At 73.8% G+C, this 17,529-nt stretch carries 12 protein-coding genes; 10 read left to right on the top strand and 2 right to left on the bottom strand.

Annotation, left to right across the window (positions count from 1 at the left end):
• Both ACFV9Q_RS08610 and ACFV9Q_RS08605 read left to right on the top strand, forming a co-directional pair.
• Nucleotides 1–2,706 (top strand): molybdopterin oxidoreductase family protein, encoded by a 2,706-nt coding sequence (locus ACFV9Q_RS08610; protein WP_377234050.1) that lies wholly within the window; start codon nucleotides 1–3, stop codon nucleotides 2,704–2,706.
• A complete protein-coding gene (locus ACFV9Q_RS08605) occupies nucleotides 2,703–4,490 on the top strand; it encodes an FAD-dependent oxidoreductase (protein WP_377234049.1) in 1,788 nt (595 codons plus the stop codon). Before ACFV9Q_RS08610 ends, ACFV9Q_RS08605 begins: the two co-directional genes overlap by 4 nt.
• A 569-nt stretch (nucleotides 4,491–5,059) precedes the next feature.
• Here ACFV9Q_RS08605 and ACFV9Q_RS08600 read toward each other — a convergent pair.
• Nucleotides 5,060–5,875 carry a class I SAM-dependent methyltransferase gene (locus ACFV9Q_RS08600; RefSeq protein WP_377234048.1) on the bottom strand — a complete coding sequence of 272 codons (816 nt, stop codon included), beginning with the start codon at nucleotides 5,873–5,875 and terminating at the stop codon, nucleotides 5,060–5,062.
• Nucleotides 5,876–6,090: 215 nt separating this feature from the next.
• Between ACFV9Q_RS08600 and nirB the strand changes: the two genes are divergently transcribed.
• From nirB to ACFV9Q_RS08580, 4 genes are read left to right on the top strand one after another with little or no spacing between them, the layout of a single operon-like run.
• Complete coding sequence (gene nirB, locus ACFV9Q_RS08595) at nucleotides 6,091–8,730, top strand: nitrite reductase large subunit NirB (RefSeq protein WP_377234047.1); 2,640 nt, start codon at nucleotides 6,091–6,093, stop codon at nucleotides 8,728–8,730.
• Nucleotides 8,727–9,152, top strand: coding sequence for a nitrite reductase small subunit NirD (nirD, locus tag ACFV9Q_RS08590; protein WP_377234046.1), 426 nt, complete (start codon nucleotides 8,727–8,729; stop codon nucleotides 9,150–9,152). The genes nirB and nirD overlap by 4 nt, the downstream gene beginning before the upstream one ends.
• The gene (gene cobA / locus ACFV9Q_RS08585) at nucleotides 9,149–9,937 is read left to right on the top strand and encodes a uroporphyrinogen-III C-methyltransferase (RefSeq protein WP_377234045.1); all 789 of its coding nucleotides are present in this window, start codon (nucleotides 9,149–9,151) and stop codon (nucleotides 9,935–9,937) included. Before nirD ends, cobA begins: the two co-directional genes overlap by 4 nt.
• A 52-nt stretch (nucleotides 9,938–9,989) precedes the next feature.
• Nucleotides 9,990–11,081, top strand: coding sequence for a uroporphyrinogen-III synthase (locus tag ACFV9Q_RS08580; RefSeq protein ID WP_377234170.1), 1,092 nt, complete (start codon nucleotides 9,990–9,992; stop codon nucleotides 11,079–11,081).
• A 186-nt stretch (nucleotides 11,082–11,267) separates the two neighbouring features.
• Here ACFV9Q_RS08580 and ACFV9Q_RS08575 read toward each other — a convergent pair whose 3' ends face one another.
• On the bottom strand, nucleotides 11,268–11,765 hold the full coding sequence (locus ACFV9Q_RS08575) for a GyrI-like domain-containing protein (RefSeq protein ID WP_377234044.1): 498 nt from the start codon (nucleotides 11,763–11,765) through the stop codon (nucleotides 11,268–11,270).
• A gap of 143 nt (nucleotides 11,766–11,908) precedes the next feature.
• Here ACFV9Q_RS08575 and ACFV9Q_RS08570 point away from each other — a divergent pair, with 143 nt between their 5' ends.
• The 4 genes from ACFV9Q_RS08570 (at nucleotide 11,909) to ACFV9Q_RS08555 (ending at nucleotide 17,447) form a co-directional block, all read left to right on the top strand.
• Nucleotides 11,909–13,210 carry an RNA polymerase sigma factor gene (locus ACFV9Q_RS08570; RefSeq protein ID WP_377234043.1) on the top strand — a complete coding sequence of 434 codons (1,302 nt, stop codon included), beginning with the start codon at nucleotides 11,909–11,911 and terminating at the stop codon, nucleotides 13,208–13,210.
• 104 nt (nucleotides 13,211–13,314) lie between these two features.
• On the top strand, nucleotides 13,315–15,060 hold the full coding sequence (locus tag ACFV9Q_RS08565; RefSeq protein ID WP_377234042.1) for an RNA polymerase sigma factor: 1,746 nt from the start codon (nucleotides 13,315–13,317) through the stop codon (nucleotides 15,058–15,060).
• Between the two features lie 75 nt (nucleotides 15,061–15,135).
• Nucleotides 15,136–15,711 carry a sigma-70 family RNA polymerase sigma factor gene (locus ACFV9Q_RS08560; RefSeq protein WP_377228554.1) on the top strand — a complete coding sequence of 192 codons (576 nt, stop codon included), beginning with the start codon at nucleotides 15,136–15,138 and terminating at the stop codon, nucleotides 15,709–15,711.
• Nucleotides 15,708–17,447 carry a hypothetical protein gene (locus ACFV9Q_RS08555; protein ID WP_377234041.1) on the top strand — a complete coding sequence of 580 codons (1,740 nt, stop codon included), beginning with the start codon at nucleotides 15,708–15,710 and terminating at the stop codon, nucleotides 17,445–17,447. The genes ACFV9Q_RS08560 and ACFV9Q_RS08555 overlap by 4 nt, the downstream gene beginning before the upstream one ends.
• Nucleotides 17,448–17,529: the final 82 nt, after the last annotated feature.

Genomic DNA, 17,529 nt, shown 5'->3' with positions numbered 1-17,529 from the left:
ATGCTCGCCTCCCCCGGAACCGCGGTCGACTCGCACTGCCCCTACTGCGCGCTGCAGTGCGGGATGTCGCTGACGCCGCGCGCGGCGGCGTCGGGCACGGGTGTGCCGGGCGCGGATGTGCCGGGCGCGGATGTGCCGGGTGCGGCGGGTGCGTCTGGTGTGCCGGGCGGGTCTGGCCTGCCGGGCGTGCCCGAGGTGCAGCCACGCGACTTCCCGACCAACCGGGGCGGGCTGTGCCAGAAGGGGTGGACGTCGGCGGCGGTGCTCGGCGCGGCCGACCGGATCACCACCCCGCTGGTCCGCGAGTCCCTGCTGACGGCTATGGACCACCCGACTGACTCGGCAGAAGGATCTGCCGAGTCAGCGGGTTGGTCCGACCACCTGACTGACTCGGCCGAGAAGGTTGGCGAGTCAGCGGGTTGGTCCGACCAGCCGGCTGACTCGGCCGACGAGGGTCGGCGAGTCAGTCCGCTGGTCCCCGTCTCCTGGGACGTGGCACTCGACGTGGTGGCCGGCCGGCTGGCCACGCTGGCCGCGGAGCACGGCCCGCAGACCGTGGCCGTGTTCGGCGGCGGCGGGCTGACCAACGAGAAGGCGTACATGCTCGGCAAGTTCGCGCGGACCGTGCTGCGCACGCCGAACATCGACTACAACGGACGCTTCTGCATGGCGTCCGCGGCGGCGGGGATGAACCGGTCGTTCGGCGTCGACCGCGGCCTGCCCTTCCCGCTGTCCGACCTCGGCGGCGCCCAGGCCGTGCTGCTCCTCGGCTCGAACGTCGCCGAGACCATGCCGCCCGCCGTCCAGCACCTCGCCGGGGCGCGGGCGGCGGGCGGGCTCGTCGTCGTGGACCCGCGGCGGTCCGCGACGGCCCGGCTCACGGAGGACCCGGCGTCGGGCGGGCGTGCGGGTGCGGGGCCGGCCGGGCAGACGGCGGCGGGCGTCGTCGGGCAACCAGGCTCTGCCGGGCAACCAGGCTCTGCCGGGCAACCAGGCGCCGTCGGGCAACCAGGCGCCGCCGGGCGGGCGGACGGCGCAGGCACCTCCGCAGCCCAGGGCGTGCACCTCGCCCCGGTGCCCGGCACGGACCTCGCGGTGCTGCTCGGGCTGCTGCACGTGGTGCTCGCCGAGGGGCTCGCCGACCGGGCGTACCTGGCGGAGCGCACCACGGGGTTCGACGACGTCGCGCGCTCGGTCGCCGGCTGGTGGCCCGAGCGGGTCGAGACGGTCTCGGGCGTGCCCGCCGACGAGCTGCGCCGCGTGGCCCGCCTTCTGGCCGCCGCCGCCCCGGTGCACGGCGGCACGGGCGCGTACGTGCTGACCGGGCGCGGCGTCGAGCAGTCCACGCAGGGCACCGCGACGGTCACCGCGGCGATCAACCTGGCGCTGGCGCTCGGCCTGCCGGGGCGCGTCGGCTCGGGCTACGGCGCGATCACGGGGCAGGGCAACGGGCAGGGCGGCCGGGAGCACGGCCAGAAGGCCGACCAGCTCCCGGGCTACCGCAAGATCGACGACCCGGCTGCGCGCGAGCACGTCGCCGCCGTCTGGGGCGTGGACCCGGCGTCGCTCCCGGGCCCCGGCCTGCCGGCGGTGCAGCTCCTGAAGTCCCTCGGGGCCGTGGACCCCGACGGCGTGCGGGCCCCCGACCGCCCCCGGGCGCTGCTGGTGCACGGGTCCAACCTGGTGGTCAGCGCCCCGAACGCGGGCAGCGTGATCGACCGGCTGCGCAGCCTCGACCTCCTGGTGGTCTGCGACTTCGTCCCGAGCGAGACGGCGCTGCTCGCCGACGTCGTGCTCCCCGTGACCCAGTGGGCCGAGGAGGAGGGCACCATGACGTCGCTCGAGGGGCGCGTCATCCGCCGTCGGGCCGCGATGCGGGCGCCGGGCGAGGCGCGCTCCGAGCTGTGGATCCTCGCGGAGCTGGCGCGCCGGCTCGGCGCACCCGAGAAGCTCGCGTTCCCGACCGACCCCGCCGTGGTGTTCGACGAGCTCGCCCGTGCGTCCGCTGGCGGCCCCGCCGACTACTCCGGGCTGTCCCACGCCCGGCTCGACGCCGACGAGGCGGCCGGCGGCCCGGGCCTGTTCTGGCCGGTCCCGGCGTCTGCGGGGCACGTGTCAGACCCACAGGTCCCTCCCGTGGCCTCGGCGTCCGACACGTCGCAGACGTCGCCGCACCCCGGGACGCCGCGGCTGTTCCTCGACCGGTTCGGGACGCCCGACGGCCGTGCGCGCATGGTCGCCGTCGACCACGTGGGCCCGAGCGACGAGGTGCGCCCCGACGCCCCGGTCTACCTGGTCACGGGCCGCGTGCTGCAGCACTACCAGTCGGGCGCGCAGACGCACCGCGTCGCCGAGCTGGAGCGCCTCGTGGCCGAGCCGTACGTGGAGCTGCACCCGATGCTGGGCTTCCGCGTCGGCGTGCCCGACGGCGCCCGCGTGCGCCTCACCAGCGCCCGTGGCCGGGTCGAGGCGACCGCGCGCTGGACCGACGCCGTACGTCCCGACACCGTCTTCATGCCGTTCCACTGGAGCGGCACCGGGTCGGTCAACCAGGTGACGACGGATGCCACCGATCCGATCTCCGGGATGCCGGAGTTCAAGGTCTGCGCGGTGGACGTCACGGTGGTGGACGCCGCAGTGGTGGACGCTCCGGCGGTCGACACGCTCGACCGGCCGGGCACCCTACAGAAGGAGCTCTCGACATGAACCTGCGTGTCCCTGTGAAGGTCGTCGTGGTGGGTTTCGGGATGGTCGGCTCGCGGCTCGTCGACGAGCTGCTCCGCCGCGAGCCCGAGGCCTTCGACATCACGGTGCTCGGCAGCGAGCCGTACGAGCCGTACAACCGCGTGCTGCTGAGCGACGTGGTGGCCGGCCGCACCGACGTCGCGGCCATCACGATGCCCCTGCCGGACGGCGCCCGCGTCAGCGTGCGCCGGGGCGTCACCGCGACGTCGATCGACCGGGAGTCACGCGTGGTGCACGCCGACGACGGCACCGTGCACCCCTACGACCACGTGGTGCTGGCGACCGGCGCGGCGGCCCGCGTCCCGCCGATCCCGGGCCTGCGCACGCCCGACGGCGGCCTGCCTGCCGGGGTGCACACGCTGCGCAACCTCGACGACGCCCGCGAGATCGTGGCCGCCACCGTCAACTCGCCGCGCGCCGTGGTGGTCGGCGGCGGCGTGCTGGGCCTGGAGGCCGCCGTCGGGCTCGCCGGTCGCGGCCTGAACGTGACGCTCGTCCACCACTCCGAGGGACTCATGGAGCGGCAGCTCGTCCCCGAGGCCGCGGACGTCGTTAGGGCCGGGCTGGAGGGCCAGGGCGTGACCGTGCGGCAGAACAGCATCTCGAGCGAGGTGCTCGTGGCAGGCGGACGCGCCGTCGGCATCCGGGTCCGGGACAGCGCGGGCGTGACGGCGGGGGCGGCTGCGAGCGCGGCGGCGGGCGCGGTGGCGGGCGTCGGTGGGGTGTCGATGGGCGGCTCGGCGGGTCGTGCCGTGCGCGACGAGGTGGTCGCGGCGCGCCTGATCGTGTTCTCCGTCGGCACCATCCCCGAGACGGGCCTCGCCGCGGCGGCGGGGCTGACGACGGACCGCGGCGTCGTCGTCGGGTACGACCTCGCCAGCCCGGACGACCCGCGCGTGCACGCGATCGGCGATTGCGCGCAGCCCCCGAGCGGTTCGCGGGGGCTCGTCGCGGAGGGCTGGGACCAGGCGCGCCGCCTGGCGGAGCACCTGGTCTCGCTGGTGGAGCCGGTCACGCCGGTGCCGGCCGTCGCGACGCCGGCCGCGCGGGTCGGTGCGTCGGCGGGGGTCGCCGGTGTCGGTACGCCCGGCGATCCCGCCGGGACCCGGCCGACGGCGCACCTGCGGCTGCCGCACGACTGCGCCCAGCCCAGCATGGCGGTCCGTCTCGGAGCCCTGCTGACCAGCGGCGCGACGACGAGCCGCGCCCAGACGGACCGGGGGATCGACACCCGCGGGACCGACGTCGTGAAGATCAAGGCCGGCCCGCTCAGCGTCACCACGATGGGGGTCTGCGGCCCGTCGCGCCCGGACGAGCTGACGCAGCGAGCGATCCGCCTCGCCGACCCGAGGGCGGGCCGGTTCATCGAGGTGGTGGTCTCCGACGGCATCCTCGTGGGCGCCACGTGCGTGGGTGACCCACGCGTCGCCGCCGACCTCACCGCCGCCTACACCCGCCGCACCCCCGCGCCGCTGGACCCCGCGTTCCTGCTGCTCACCCCGGTGATGGCGGCGGCCGCCCCGGCGTCGTCCCCCGAGCACATGCCCGAGGACGCCGTGGTGTGCCGCTGCAACGGCGTGACCAAGGGCGACATCGCGGGCGCGTGCCCGCCGGGTGCGCACTCGGTCGAGGAGGTGGTGCGCGAGACCCGCGCGACGACGGGCTGCGGCTCGTGCAAGGACGCCGTCTGCGGCCTGGTCGACTGGCTCCGCGCATCGGAGGAGGCGATCCCGGAACCGGCGTGATGCGCGGCAGCTGCTGGAGGTGCTGCAGGTGCGGCGGGTGTGGAAGGTGCGGGAGGCGCGGCGGATGCGCGAGGTGCGCTTCTACCCCGTCATTGGGCCCGGAATCAGCCTGATTTCGGGCCCAATGACGGGGTAGAAGCGCACCTTCCGCCCGGTGCCCCGGTGCCCCGGTGCCCGACGCTCGGCGCCCGGCGGCTGGCGCCCGGCGGCTGGCGGCGACCGTCGCGGGAAGTGTTCTGGGGCGGACAGCGCTGTTGCGGAGGGTGCCGGGTAGGCCGCATCTCGTTCGACTGGGACCCGCGGAATCTTGCTCAGGCGGACTGTCCGGCTGAGGTGAATCGGGCGGGACGAGGCCGAACGATATTCAGCCCACCCAACACCCTCTGGTTGGCCTCACCTCACTCCGCAAAGAACCCGCACGAACCGGACACGGCAGTCTGGTTCTCCGTCCAGGGGCGTCCGATGTCCGCCCGCGCGTCGCTCACTTCGTGCCGTGACATCTCATCCCTCGTACCGCGGCACGCCAGCCCCTTGTACCTCTGCATGCCACCCCTTCGTACCGCGGCACCTCAACGCGGCCGGGTCCACTCCAGCGTGTACCGGAAGAACAGCCGACGGCGGACGCGTGCTCCCGGCAGCACGGCGCGGGCGGTCCGGGAGATCTCCGCGAACGTCTCGGCGGGATCGCGCACCGGCATCTCCGGTTCGCTGTTCCCTCCGCCGTCGCCTGCGCCGGGACGCCCGTCGGCCGCGCTGGGACGCCCGTCGCCTGCGCTGGGACGCCCGCCGTCCGTACCAGGACGGCCGTCGCCCGCACCAGGACGGCCGTCGCCCGCGCCGCTACCGCCGTTGTCCACAGGCACGCGAACCGGCTGTGGATGCTTGACCAGCCCCACCAGCGGGTTGAGCAGGGAGGACGGGAGGTCCCAGGCGAGGTCGGCCAGCGAGTCGGACCGCGCCAGGCCGACCACCAGCAGCCGTCCGCCGGGAGTGAGCAGCTCGGCGGCGTGCCGCAGCGCGGCCTCCAGCGGCAGGTGGTGCAGCACCGCGATCATCGTGACGGCGTCGAACGTGCCGTCGACCTCCTCGAACCGGGCCCGGCGCACGGTCACCGAGGGGTCGCCGGCGAACCGCTCGGCCGCGATCGAGGCCATGTCTGCGTCCGCGTCCACGCCCAGCACCTCGTCGAACCGTCCGCGCAGCCGGCTCAGCAGGAGTCCTCGGCCGCACCCGACGTCGAGCACGCGCAGCCGCTGCACCGGCAGCCGTCGCAGGACCCAGCCGTGGAAGTGGTCGTTGTGGCTCCAAGGGTGCCGGTCGTTGACGCGGCGCAACCAACGCCGACCGGCCCGCACGATCGGGTCCCGCACGGTCCGGATGTCCACGCCATCACGGTAGCGGCGATGAACGCGGGTCTGGTGGCGCTCCGGGCCCGCATTCCGCCACCCGGCCCGCGCTCACCAGCCACCCCCCGGCCCGCGCTCCCCGGCCCACCCCGGGCCCGCGCTCACCAGAGCATGCAGGGCCCTGTGAGGAAGATGTTCGGCTCGGGTAACCGAGGGCGCACCAGCGCGAAAAACCCGCGACCTACGGTCAAGACATGGTCAATTCCGGCAATCCTCAGCACCTTGTGGTGATCGGCGGTGGCATGGTCGCGCAGCGGCTCGTCGAGGCGCTGCGCGCCCGGGACGACGCCGGTCGCTACCACGTCACCGTCTTCGCGGAAGAGCCCCGCGCGCCCTACGACCGCGTGGGCCTGACCCGCTGGTTCGACGAGGGCCCCGATGGCATCGCCCTGGGCGACCCGGCCCTGTGGGCGGACCCGCTCGTCACCCTGCACACCGACCGCAAGATCGAGTCGATCGACCGCGCGGCGAAGACCGTCACGGACCGCCTGGGCCACGTGCACGCCTACGACGAGCTGGTGCTCGCCACGGGCTCCAGCGCCGCGATGCCGCCCATCCCCGGGAACGACCTCCCCGGCGTCTTCGTCTACCGCACCATCGACGACGTCGCGGCCCTGCGCGGCTGGGTCGAGGAGAAGCGCCGGAGCTACCCCGAGGGCAAGCCGGTGCGCGGCGCCGTCATCGGCGGCGGCCTGCTCGGCCTGGAGGCCGCCGGGGCCCTGACCGCGCTGGACGCGCAGGCCACGGTGATCGAGTTCGGTACCCACCTGATGGGTGTCCAGGTCGACCTGGGCGGCGGCCACGCGCTGAAGCGCCTGATCAACGGCAAGGGCATCGGCGTCCGCGCCGAGACCGCGACCAGCCAGATGAAGCCGCACCGCCGCACCGGCCACGTGGGCCGGCTCGACTTCGCGGACGGCGGGCGGCTCGACGTCGACGTCGTCGTGGTCGCCACCGGCGTGCGTCCCCGCGACGAGCTCGGCCGGGCGGCCGGGCTGCCGGTCGGCGAGCGCGGCGGCGTCGTCGTCGACCTGACCTGCCGCACCGAGGACCCGCACGTCTGGGCCGTCGGCGAGGTCGCCTGCATCGAGGGCCGTTGCCTGGGCCTCGTGGCGCCCGGCAACACGATGGCCGAGGTGGTCGTGGACCGGCTGCTCGGCGGCCTGGCCGAGTTCCCCGGGGCGGACACCGCGACCAAGCTCAAGCTGTCCGGTGTCGACGTCGCCTCGTTCGGGGACGCGCACGCCCGCACCGAGGACGCCGTCGAGGTGGTCTGGGCCGACCCCGTGGCCGGCGTCTACAAGAAGCTCGTGCTCTCGGACGACGCCCGCACCCTCCTGGGCGGCGTCTTTGTGGGCGACGCCGCACCGTACGCGAGCCTGCGCCCCATGCTCGGCGCGGAGCTGCCCGGCGACGACCCGAGCGCGTTCCTGCTCCCCGAGGGCGGCGGCGGTGCCCCGGGCCTGGAGCTGCCCGACGACGCCAACGTCTGCTCCTGCAACAGCGTCTCGGCGGGCACCATCCGCGGCGCCGTCACCGAGCACCAGTGCACGGACGTGCCGGGCGTGAAGGCCTGCACCCGGGCCGGCACCACCTGCGGCGCCTGCCTGCCGCTGGTCAAGAAGCTCGTGGACACCGAGCTGGAGCGCGCGGGCATCGAGGTCAGCACGGCCCTGTGCGAGCACTTCGAGATGTCCCGCGCCCAGCTCTTCGACGCCGTTCGGGTCGCCGACCTGCACTCGTTCAGCGACATCGTGGCCCGGTTCGGGAGCGGCACGACGGCGGACCGCGACGCGGGCACCACCGCGGCCACCACTGCAAGGGGCCGCGGCTGCGACATCTGCAAGCCCGTCGTCGCGTCGATCCTGGCGAGCCTGGGCAACGGGCACATCCTGGCCGGCGAGCAGTCCACGCTCCAGGACACGAACGACCACATGCTCGCCAACCTGCAGAAGGACGGCACCTACTCGGTGGTGCCCCGGATGCCCGGCGGCGAGGTCACGCCGGAGGGTCTCATCGTGGTCGGCGAGGTCGCGCGCGACTTCGGGCTGTACACGAAGATCACGGGCGGCCAGCGCATCGACATGTTCGGCGCCCGCGTGGAGCAGCTCCCGGACATCTGGCGCCGCCTGGTCGACGCCGGCTTCGAGTCCGGGCACGCGTACGGCAAGTCGCTGCGCACCGTGAAGTCGTGCGTCGGCTCCACCTGGTGCAGGTACGGCGTGCAGGACTCCGTGGGCATGGCCGTCGAGCTGGAGCTGCGCTACCGCGGCCTGCGCTCGCCCCACAAGCTCAAGATGGGCGTCTCGGGCTGCGCCCGCGAGTGCGCGGAGGCACGCGGCAAGGACGTGGGCGTCATCGCCACGGACAAGGGCTGGAACATCTACGTGGGCGGCAACGGCGGTCAGACGCCGCGGCACGCGAAGCTGCTCGCGGAGGACCTGACCTCCGAGGAGCTCCTGCGCACCATCGACCGCTTCCTCATGTACTACGTGCGCACGGCCGACCGGCTGCAGCGCACGGCGCCCTGGATCGAGGAGGTCGACGGCGGCCTGGAGGGCGTGCGCGAGGTGATCATGGACGACTCGCTCGGCATCTGCGCCGACCTGGACGCCGCGATGGCCCGGCACGTCGAGAACTACGAGGACGAGTGGAAGGCCGTGCTGGAGGACCCGGAGAAGCTGCGCCGGTTCTCCTCCTTCGTCAACGCCCCGAAGGACGCCGACCCGTCGCTCGCCTACGTCACCGAGCGCGGCCAGCGCCGTCCGGCGACGTCGGCGGAGCGCGCGTCCGGCGTCGTCATCGCGGGCCCCAAGCTGGAGGTGCGAGCATGACCGTCAACGACATCGCGGACCCCCGGGTCGCCGGGGAGCCCGCGCCCCCGGGCCGCTGGGAACGCGCCTGCCTGCTCGCCGACCTGTTCCCCGAGCGCGGCGCGGCGGCGCTCTTCGGGGACGTCCAGGTCGCCCTCTTCCGCCTGCCCGACGACGCCGCCTACGGCGGCCACGCCGGGCGGGTGTACGCCGTGCAGAACCTGGACCCGTTCTCGGCGGCCAACGTGATGTCGCGCGGGATCGTCGGCACCCGGGCCGGCGAGCCCACGGTGGCCGCGCCGGTCTACAAGCAGGTGTTCTCCCTGGCCACGGGCACGTGCCTGGCGACGGCGGACAAGTCTCCGAAGGACGACCTCCCGGCAGACCTCGTGACCTACCCGGTCGAGGTCCGCGAGGACGTGATCTACGTGGGTCTCCCGTGACGACGGGGCGGGTGACGCTCGTCGGGGGCGGGCCCGGCGCCGTCGACCTGCTGACCGTGCGGGCCTGGCGGGCGCTGCAGGCAGCCGACGTCGTGGTGGCCGACCGGCTCGGCCCCGTCGAGATCCTCGCCGAGCTCCCGCCGCACGTCCGCGTGGTCGACGTCGGCAAGGAGCCGGGCCGGCACCCCGTGCCGCAGGAGCGCATCAACGAGCTGATCGTGGAGCACGCGCTGGCCGGCGCGCACGTGGTGCGGCTCAAGGGCGGCGACCCGTTCGTGCTCGGCCGGGGCGGCGAGGAGGTGCTCGCGTGCGTCGCGGCGGGCGTGCCGGTCGAGGTGGTCCCCGGCATCACGTCCGCCGTCGCCGTGCCGGGGCTGGCCGGCATCCCGCTCACCCACCGCGGGGTCACCACGGGCTTCCACGTGGTCTCGGGCCACTGCGCCGCGGGGCCCGCCGCGGACACGTCCGGGCCGCTCGACGAGGCCGCGCTCTCCTGCGTGCGGTTCGGCACGGCTACGCTTGTCGTACTGATGGGGGTGCGGTCCCTCGGCGCGATCGTGGCGCAGTGCCTGGCCGCAGGCGCCGATCCCGGAACTCCCGTGGCGATGGTGGAGAACGGTTCCACGCCGGAGCAGCGTGTCACGCGGGCCCGTCTCGACCAGGCGGCGGACGTGGCGGCGGCTCGCGGTGTGCGGTCACCCGCGGTCGTCGTCATCGGCCACGTGGCCGCGGCTGGGCTTCTGGAGGGTACGAGTGAGCGACGTCTGGCAGGTGCCGGTGTCTGACGCCGCAGCGCCTGCCCACGCCCAGGCCGCCCACCCGGCGCTGGGCCAGGTCATGGCCGGCGCGACCGTGCTGGTCACGGCGGAGCGCCGGGCCTCCGAGCTCGCCGCCGCCCTGGAGCGGCGCGGCGCCACGATCCGGCACGCGCCCGCGCTCAGCATGATCCCGCACGTCGACGACCAGACGCTGATCGCCGCGACCCGCGCCATCGTCGCCGCGCCGCCCGACGTGCTGGTGGTGACGACCGGGATCGGGTTCCGCGCCTGGATCGAGGCCGCCGACGCGCACGGGCTCGCCGAGCCGCTGCTGGCGATGCTCACCGGGACCCGGCTCGTCGCGCGGGGCCCCAAGGCCCGCGGTGCGATCCAGGCCGCCGGCCTGCAGGCCGACTGGGTGGCCGAGTCCGAGACGTCCGCCGAGGTGGCGGAGGTGCTGCTCAGCGAGGGTGTGCAGGGGCTGCGCATCGCGATCCAGCACCACGGCGCGGGTGCCGACGGGCTGGACGACGTGTTCGAGAAGGCGGGCGCGCAGGTCGCGAGCCTCGTCGTCTACCGCTGGGGCCCCGCGCCGGACCCGACGGCGGTCCGCGACTCCGCGCACGCCGTGGCCGACGGCGAGATCGACGCCGTGGTCTTCACGTCCGCGCCGGGCGCCGAGGCGTGGCTCCAGGCCGTCGAGGCCGAGGGCCTGGTCGACCGGGTCCGCGCGCGGTTCGTCGACGGCGGCACGGTCGCCGCCGCCGTCGGGCCCGTGACGGCGAAGCCGCTGGAGCACCGCGGGATCGTGCCGCTGCAGCCCGAGCGCGGGCGGCTCGGCGCACTCGTGCGCGCGCTGGTGGGGCATTACGAGCACATCGAGTCCGTGGCGCTGGGCACGGTCGCCGGGTCGCTGGTGATCCGAGCACGCGTCGCGGTGCTGGACGGCAAGGTGCTGCCGCTGTCCCCGACCGGCGTCGCGGTGCTGCGGCTGCTCGCGGCGGCGGAGGGCGACGTCGTACCGCGCGAGGAGGTGCTCGCCGCGCTGCCGGGGGACTCGCAGGACACGCACGCCGCCGAGGTCGCGATCGCGCGGCTGCGCGAGGCGGCGGGCCGCCGCGACCTGATCCGCACCGTGGTCAAGCGGGGCTACCGCATCGAGCTGGCCTGAGGCTCCCCGCCAGGCCCCGGACGCCGTCCCGCGACCCCTCTCCGCGACCCCTTTCCGGGGTCCCTGCCCCGCGGCCCCTGCCCCGCGGCCCCGATCCTGATTCCCTTTGAGGCCCGGCTTTCTTCGCTTTGGGGCCGGTCAAAGCGAAGAAAGCCGAGCCCCAAAGGGATTGGCGGTCCGCTAGTTTTAGTTGGCCGGACTGGACACGCGCTCCGTGTCCCACTGCGCCATGTCGGGCTGTTCCGCGGGGTCGGTGAGGTAGAACTCGAACCGACCCGCCCACGCGTCGCCGGCGTCGGTGTCGTGCCGGTCGAACGTGAGCCCCTCCTCGGCGGCCCACCTCAGGAGAGCGCCGGTGGCGTCGACCAGCCCGTCGGGGTGGCCGTGGTGGACGGTCGTCACGTAGCGCCCGGCCGGGATCGTGCCGACGGCGACGGCGCCCGCTGAGGTGAGCGCGGCGCCGTCGGGCACGGGGAAGCCGACCTCGACGACGAGGTCGGCCGCCATGTCGATCACGCGATAGCGGAAGTACGGGGCGCCGGCGGGGTGCGAGCCGCGCTCGGCGAGCCAGCCGGCGATCTCGGGGATGCGGTCCGCGATCCTCCCGATCTTCGTCATCGGCACGGTGTCCGTGATGCCGGCCGTGGTGGTCTCGGGGCGCGTCTCGACGCGGTAGGTGCTCATACGGTGCGGACCACCCGGGCCGGCGGAACTCATCGGTGCCGTACCGTCCCCACTCGGCGGTTCCGCCCTCCGTGCCTGACGGGCCGCATCGTTTTCGACGCGCCGTCCGTCAGGGAGCACGAACGGTGAGAGGAGGCGCTTCGATGGCGCAGTGGGAGGCCGAGCTCGCGGAGCTGGCGACGAGACGTGGCGGGGCGCTGGTGGGGTACGCGTACTCGTTGTGCCGCAACAAGGCGCAGGCCGAGGACCTGGTGCAGGACGCGCTGGTGAAGGTGTTCTCACGCCTGCGCCGTCGCTCCGGGACGGCCGACGGCGGGCAGCAGGTCGTGGACCTGGAGGAGCCCCGGCTGACCAATGCCGAGGCCTACGTGCGCCAGGCGATCCTGACGATCTACCTCGACGGTTACCGGCGGAACAACCACTGGACCGGCCTCAAGCACCTCCTCGCCGCCGACGACAGCGCGCCCGGTGCGGACCGGGTCGCCACGGCGCGGGTCGACGTCGGCGTGGCCCTCGCCCGGCTGTCCCCGCGGCAGCGCGAGGCGGTGGTGCTCCGGTTCTTCGACGACCTGACAGTGCCGCAGATCGCCGAAGCGCTCGGCACCCGGCCGGGCACGATCAAGCGGTACCTGTCCGAGGCGATCGAGGTGCTGCGCGGGTCGCTCGCCGAGATCGTGACGCCCGCGATGGACAGCACGCTGGACGAGCGGCTGGACGTGGTGGCCGGCGCGGTGCGCCGCCGTCGGACGGCGAAGGTGGGCGCCATGGCCGGTGTGTCGATGGTGCTGGCCCTGGTGCTGGCGTGGGGCGCGTTCGCGGTCAAGCCGTGGATCCGTTCGGAGCCGCTGCCCGCCGAGGACAAGATCGAGTACACGCCGGGGTACGTGCCCGTCCAGTGGTCGGCCGGCACCGGCGTCTACTGCGGTATGCCCGTCGAGGAGCTCCTGGCGATGGACACGGGCACGTTCGACGTCGAGATCAGCGGCGACCTGGAGTCCGACCTGCAGGAAACCCAGACGCTCTGGAGCCTGCCGGTCACGATCTCGGGCGAGGTACCGGACGGCGTGTTCGACGACAGCTTCAACGCGATGACCTATCCGCTGATCGTCTGGGCGCACGAGGGCAAGATCGTCGACCTGCCGAGGTACTGGACCGAGGCCGCCAACGACGAGGCACCCGGGGTGCTCGTCGAGCGGGGGACCTGGACCGGGTCCGCGACCACCGGCAACGCGTCGTCCTGCCGTGCGGAGACCCTGGTGCGGAAGGAGCACGACCTCGCCAGCTACTACGACAACGAGCGGGCCGGAGGTCGGTACGAGCTGATCGCGATCGTCGGTGATCCCGTTCGGGCTGACGACCCGAAGGAGGACGCACGGCGCATCCTGGTCAGCGACCCGGTCACCGTCGACCTCGACAGCGGCGTGGCGCCGTCACCGAGGTCGTAGGCCGACCCGCCCTCGTCCACGAGCGCAAACAACCCGCGCATCGCCATCATCGTTCTCGCGTTCCCGCCCGTCAGGGAGGATGAAAGCGAGAGGGGGCGTCACACATGGCGCAGTGGGAGAACGAGCTCGAGGAGCTCATGGCGCGGCGGGGCCGCGCGCTGGTCGGGTACGGGTACACGCTGTGCCGGGACCGGACGCAGGCCGAGGACCTGGTGCAGGACGCGCTGGTCAAGGTGTTCTCGCGCCTGCGCCGCCCACGCGGCACGGCGGAGGACGGCGGGCAGGTCGTGGACCTGGACCAGCCCCGGCTGACGAACGCGGAAGCGTACGTGCGACGGGCGATGCTGACCATCTACCTGGACGGCTACCGGCGGCAGACGAGTTGGACGGGTATCAAGCACCTGCTGGCCGACGAGGATCGCGCGCCCGCGGCGGAGCGCGTCGCGACGGCCCGGGTCGACGTCGGGGCGGCGCTGGCCCAGCTCTCGCCGCGGCAGCGCGAGTCGGTGGTGCTGCGGTTCTTCGAGGACATGACGGTGCCGCAGATCGCGCAGACCCTCGGCACGAGCCAGGGCACGATCAAGCGGCACCTGTCCAACGCGATGGAGGTGCTGCGCGGCTCGCTCGCGGAGATCACGGTGCCGGAGATGGACACGGCGCTGGACGAGCGGCTCGACGCCGTCTCCGGCATGGTGCGCCGCCGTCGCGCGGTGAAGGTGGGTGCGCTGGGCGGCGCCTCGCTGGTGCTGGCGGGTCTGCTGGCGATGGCGGCCCTGTGGGGGCCGTCGCGGCTCCTGTCCGAGCCGGTGGTCCCGGCGACGCAGAGCCCCGAGGTGTCGAACGCGGCAGTCGGCGGCTGGGCGCCGATGCAGTGGACCGACCAGGGCCCCCAGTACCGCTGCGGCATGGAGGTCACGGAGCTGACGTCCACCTCCGACCTGGTGGAGCTGGAGCTGACCGGCGACCTGACGGTGGACGAGTACGGGCTCACCGCCCCGGTCCGCATCACCCGCACGGACGCAGAGGGTCCGGCGCTGGACGGCGGCTACCCCATGCTGGTCTTCGCGCAGAACGGCCAGGTGGTCGACCTGGGGGCGGGCTGGCACGAGGGCGGTTACATGCTGCCCGACGCCGGAAAGTCCCAGGACGACGTCGCCGAGGCCGCCGCCGCCACGGCGTGCGGGGACTGGACGGTCGGCATGATCACCGAGACCTTCCTGGAGTCACGCCCGGCCGGCACCTACGACGTCTACGCGGTCATGCCGTGGAACGAGGGCAACGGGGGCGAGATGGCCGTCAGCGAGCCCGTCACCCTGGAGGTGCCGGAGGTCGACGTGCCCGCCGAGGAGCCGCTGACCGTCGACATCCGCGACGGCTACCAGCCCGAGTGGCTGGAGGGCACCCGCCTGGCCTGCGGCGTCCACGCGTCGGACATCCCGCAGGGCACGCACGTGCCGAACGAGCGCGGGAACCTGAAGCTCTCGGCCGACACCAGCGGTGCGTCCCTCACCCCCACCGAGGTGACGGCCACGTTCGAGGAGACCGCGGGCGAGGCCGTCGACACCACCCGCACGCCGGTCACCCTGGTCTGGCTCAGCGCCGGACGCGTGGTCGGGGTGGGCCGGGACGTCTGGTCCGAGCCGGCGGAGGACCTCCGGATCGACGCCGGGGGCGACACCTCCGTCGTCGTGCCCGTGGAGCCGGACCTGACCTGCCTCACCGATCCCGACGCCGGGCTGCCGGACGGCGGCTACACCCTCTACGCCTTCACCGAGATCGACCCGGCGTCGGACGGCGAACCGCAGTACCTGGCCACGGAGGCGTTCGCCGACTACTACATCGGCGAGTGACCAACGAAAGCTCCCCGGTGCGCGTCATGGGGTGTGTGGAGACGATGACAGCACACACGCACCGGGGAGGTGGCCATGGCGGTATGGGAGAACGAGCTCGATGAGCTCATGAGGACGCGCGGCAGCGCGCTGGTCCGCTATGCCTACATGCTCTCCGGCGACCGCGCCCTCGCCGAGGACCTGGTCCAGGACGCACTGGTGAAGGTCTACTCGCGGCTCCGCCGCCCCGGCCGGGGCGGCGGGGTGGGCGTGACGGCGGGCAGCTCGGCGCACGACCTCGACTCACCGTTCACCAACGTGGAGGGCTACGTGCGGCGGGCGGTCCTGACCATCTACCTGGACGGCTACCGCAAGCGGCAGCGCTGGTCGGGTATCAAGCACCTGATGGCGGACGACACCAGCACCCGCGGCGCCGACCAGGCGGCGTCGGCGCGGGTCGACGTCATGACGGCGCTCGCGAAGCTCGGCGCCCGGGAGCGCGCCTGCGTCGTGCTGCGCTACTTCGAGGACATGACGGTGCCGCAGATCGCGGACGCCCTGGGTACCGCCCAGGGCACGGTGAAGCGGTACCTGTCCGACGCGACCAAGAACCTGCAGGAGATCCTGCGCCCCGACGACTTCCGACCCGCCGAAGGGAGGGCCGCCCGATGAGCCTCGACGACCTGAACGACCGTTCCGACCAGAACGACTTCCTGAGCGGCGCACTCCATGGCGCCGCCGACGCGATGCCCGGAGGGGAGGTGGATGACTTGCACGTCTCGTTCGGGGTGGTGCGCGACCGCGTGCGACGGCGTCGTGCCGCGAAGGTCGGCAGCCTCGCCGGCGCCAGCCTGGTGGTGGCGGGCGTGCTCGCCTTCGGCGTCACGCAGACGCCGCTGTGGAACAGCGCCGACCCGGTGCTGCCGGGGTCGCCCACCGAGATCGTGGCCCCGAACCGGTCCGCGGACCCGACCGGCGAGCCGTCCCCGTCGGGACCGCCCGCGACGAGCGTGATCCAGGACGGGTACGTGCCCTCGTGGATCGCGGACCTCGACGCCGGGCTGGAGTGCGGCATGCCGGTGGCGGACCTGGAGACGACGGCGCAGGGCTGGACGTCCTCCTCAAGCGGTGACATCTACGCGGTGACGTCCGAGATGGGCGGTGAGCCCTCGACGTCGTGGGGCATGTCGGCGCTCGTCGCGGGCACCGGAGGGTCGCTCGACGTCCCGCCGGTGCTGGTGTGGAGCCAGGACGGCGTGGTGGTCGACCTGGGGACGAACGTGTTCGACGGATCCGTCATGAGTGCGCCGCTGCTCAGCTCCGAGGGTGGCGACGTCACCGAGGCCCAGGGCGGTGCGTTCACCACGTGCGCGCCCGTCGAGACCGAGACCGTCGACAACTTCGCGACGCCGCTGCCCGAGGGCGACTACGAGGTGCGGGTGGTCGCCTTCCCGCAGACCGCCTCGGGGGCGTTCGCGACGGCGGTGAGCGAGCCGGTCGACGTCCGCCTCGACGCCGACGGCGCGCACAGCGCCACCGGCACGCGCGGCGGCGCCGCGACGATCGAGCCGCCGCAGCCCGTCGAGGGCGAGCTGTCGCGGTTCGTGCTGGACCGCAGCACGGACTGGGTCTCCGCGCGGCTGACGCAGTTCGGGTACGTGACGACCGGCACGCCGGTCGTCACCGCCGAGTGCGAGAGCGCCGACCCGGCGGACACGGTGTCGATTGAGATGGTGCAGCCGTCCACCAACGAGTCGTTCGCGTCCTTCGAGGTCCGTTGTGACGGCGAGCGGTTCGTGTCGCCGTCCGTGGTGGGCGGCGGCGAGGAGGTCGTGGACATCCGGCTGGCGAGCGTGCCCGACGGCGTCGCGCGGTTCTGGGCGACCCTCGCCCCGAACACCGGCGGCAGTGGCGGCAACGGCGGCGAGGCCGCCCGAGCCTGCTCGGCGGACGGCCTCGACCTGTCCTTCGACCCGGCGAACCTGCTGGCCGAGGGGGCCGGCGCGAAGGCGGCGGCCATCGTCGACGCGGCGCTGGCCTGCGACGACAACGAACTCATCGGGCTCGCGAACCAGGACGGCACGGAGCTGATGTTCGGCAACGAGACGGCGGAGCAGACCTTCGCCCTGCCCGACACCGACAGCCGGCGCTACGAGACCCTGGTCCGGCTGCTGACCGGCACCATGGGCGTGACCTCCGGGCAGAGCGGTGGCGTCCCCACCGTCGTCTGGCCACAGGTCGCCACCGAGGAGTTCCGCGACTCGGCCGATGCGTGGCAGGAGGTGGTGGACGCAGGCGTGCTCACGCAGGAGCAGGCCGACGCCCAGCAGGCCGACGGGACCTATACCGGCATGGTGATCGGCATCGGCGAGGACGGCACCTGGCGGTACTACTCCGCCACCGACTGACCCCGCCGTCGTCGGGCACTGACCGGCCGGCCCGGGCGGACGACGAATCCGGCCGAAAAAGTTGGGTCCGTGTCCCAACGGT

Source organism: Promicromonospora sp. NPDC059942 (genome assembly GCF_042731755.1).
Classification (GTDB): Bacteria; Actinomycetota; Actinomycetes; order Actinomycetales; family Cellulomonadaceae; genus Promicromonospora.
The sequence above is the reverse complement of the archived record's forward strand: the minus strand, read 5'-3'. Positions and strand labels throughout refer to the sequence as shown.

Bases quoted from the DNA above. Each gene is read 5' to 3' on its own strand.
- ACFV9Q_RS08610 (WP_377234050.1), top strand. From the start codon at position 1: ATGCTCGCCTCCCCCGGAACCGCGGTCGACTCGCACTGCCCCTACTGC.
- ACFV9Q_RS08605 (WP_377234049.1), top strand. From the start codon at position 2,703: ATGAACCTGCGTGTCCCTGTGAAGGTCGTCGTGGTGGGTTTCGGGATG.
- nirB (WP_377234047.1), top strand. From the start codon at position 6,091: ATGGTCAATTCCGGCAATCCTCAGCACCTTGTGGTGATCGGCGGTGGC.
- nirD (WP_377234046.1), top strand. From the start codon at position 8,727: ATGACCGTCAACGACATCGCGGACCCCCGGGTCGCCGGGGAGCCCGCG.
- ACFV9Q_RS08580 (WP_377234170.1), top strand. From the start codon at position 9,990: ATGGCCGGCGCGACCGTGCTGGTCACGGCGGAGCGCCGGGCCTCCGAG.
- ACFV9Q_RS08575 (WP_377234044.1), bottom strand. From the start codon at position 11,765: ATGAGCACCTACCGCGTCGAGACGCGCCCCGAGACCACCACGGCCGGC.
- ACFV9Q_RS08570 (WP_377234043.1), top strand. From the start codon at position 11,909: ATGGCGCAGTGGGAGGCCGAGCTCGCGGAGCTGGCGACGAGACGTGGC.
- ACFV9Q_RS08565 (WP_377234042.1), top strand. From the start codon at position 13,315: ATGGCGCAGTGGGAGAACGAGCTCGAGGAGCTCATGGCGCGGCGGGGC.
- ACFV9Q_RS08560 (WP_377228554.1), top strand. From the start codon at position 15,136: ATGGCGGTATGGGAGAACGAGCTCGATGAGCTCATGAGGACGCGCGGC.
- ACFV9Q_RS08555 (WP_377234041.1), top strand. From the start codon at position 15,708: ATGAGCCTCGACGACCTGAACGACCGTTCCGACCAGAACGACTTCCTG.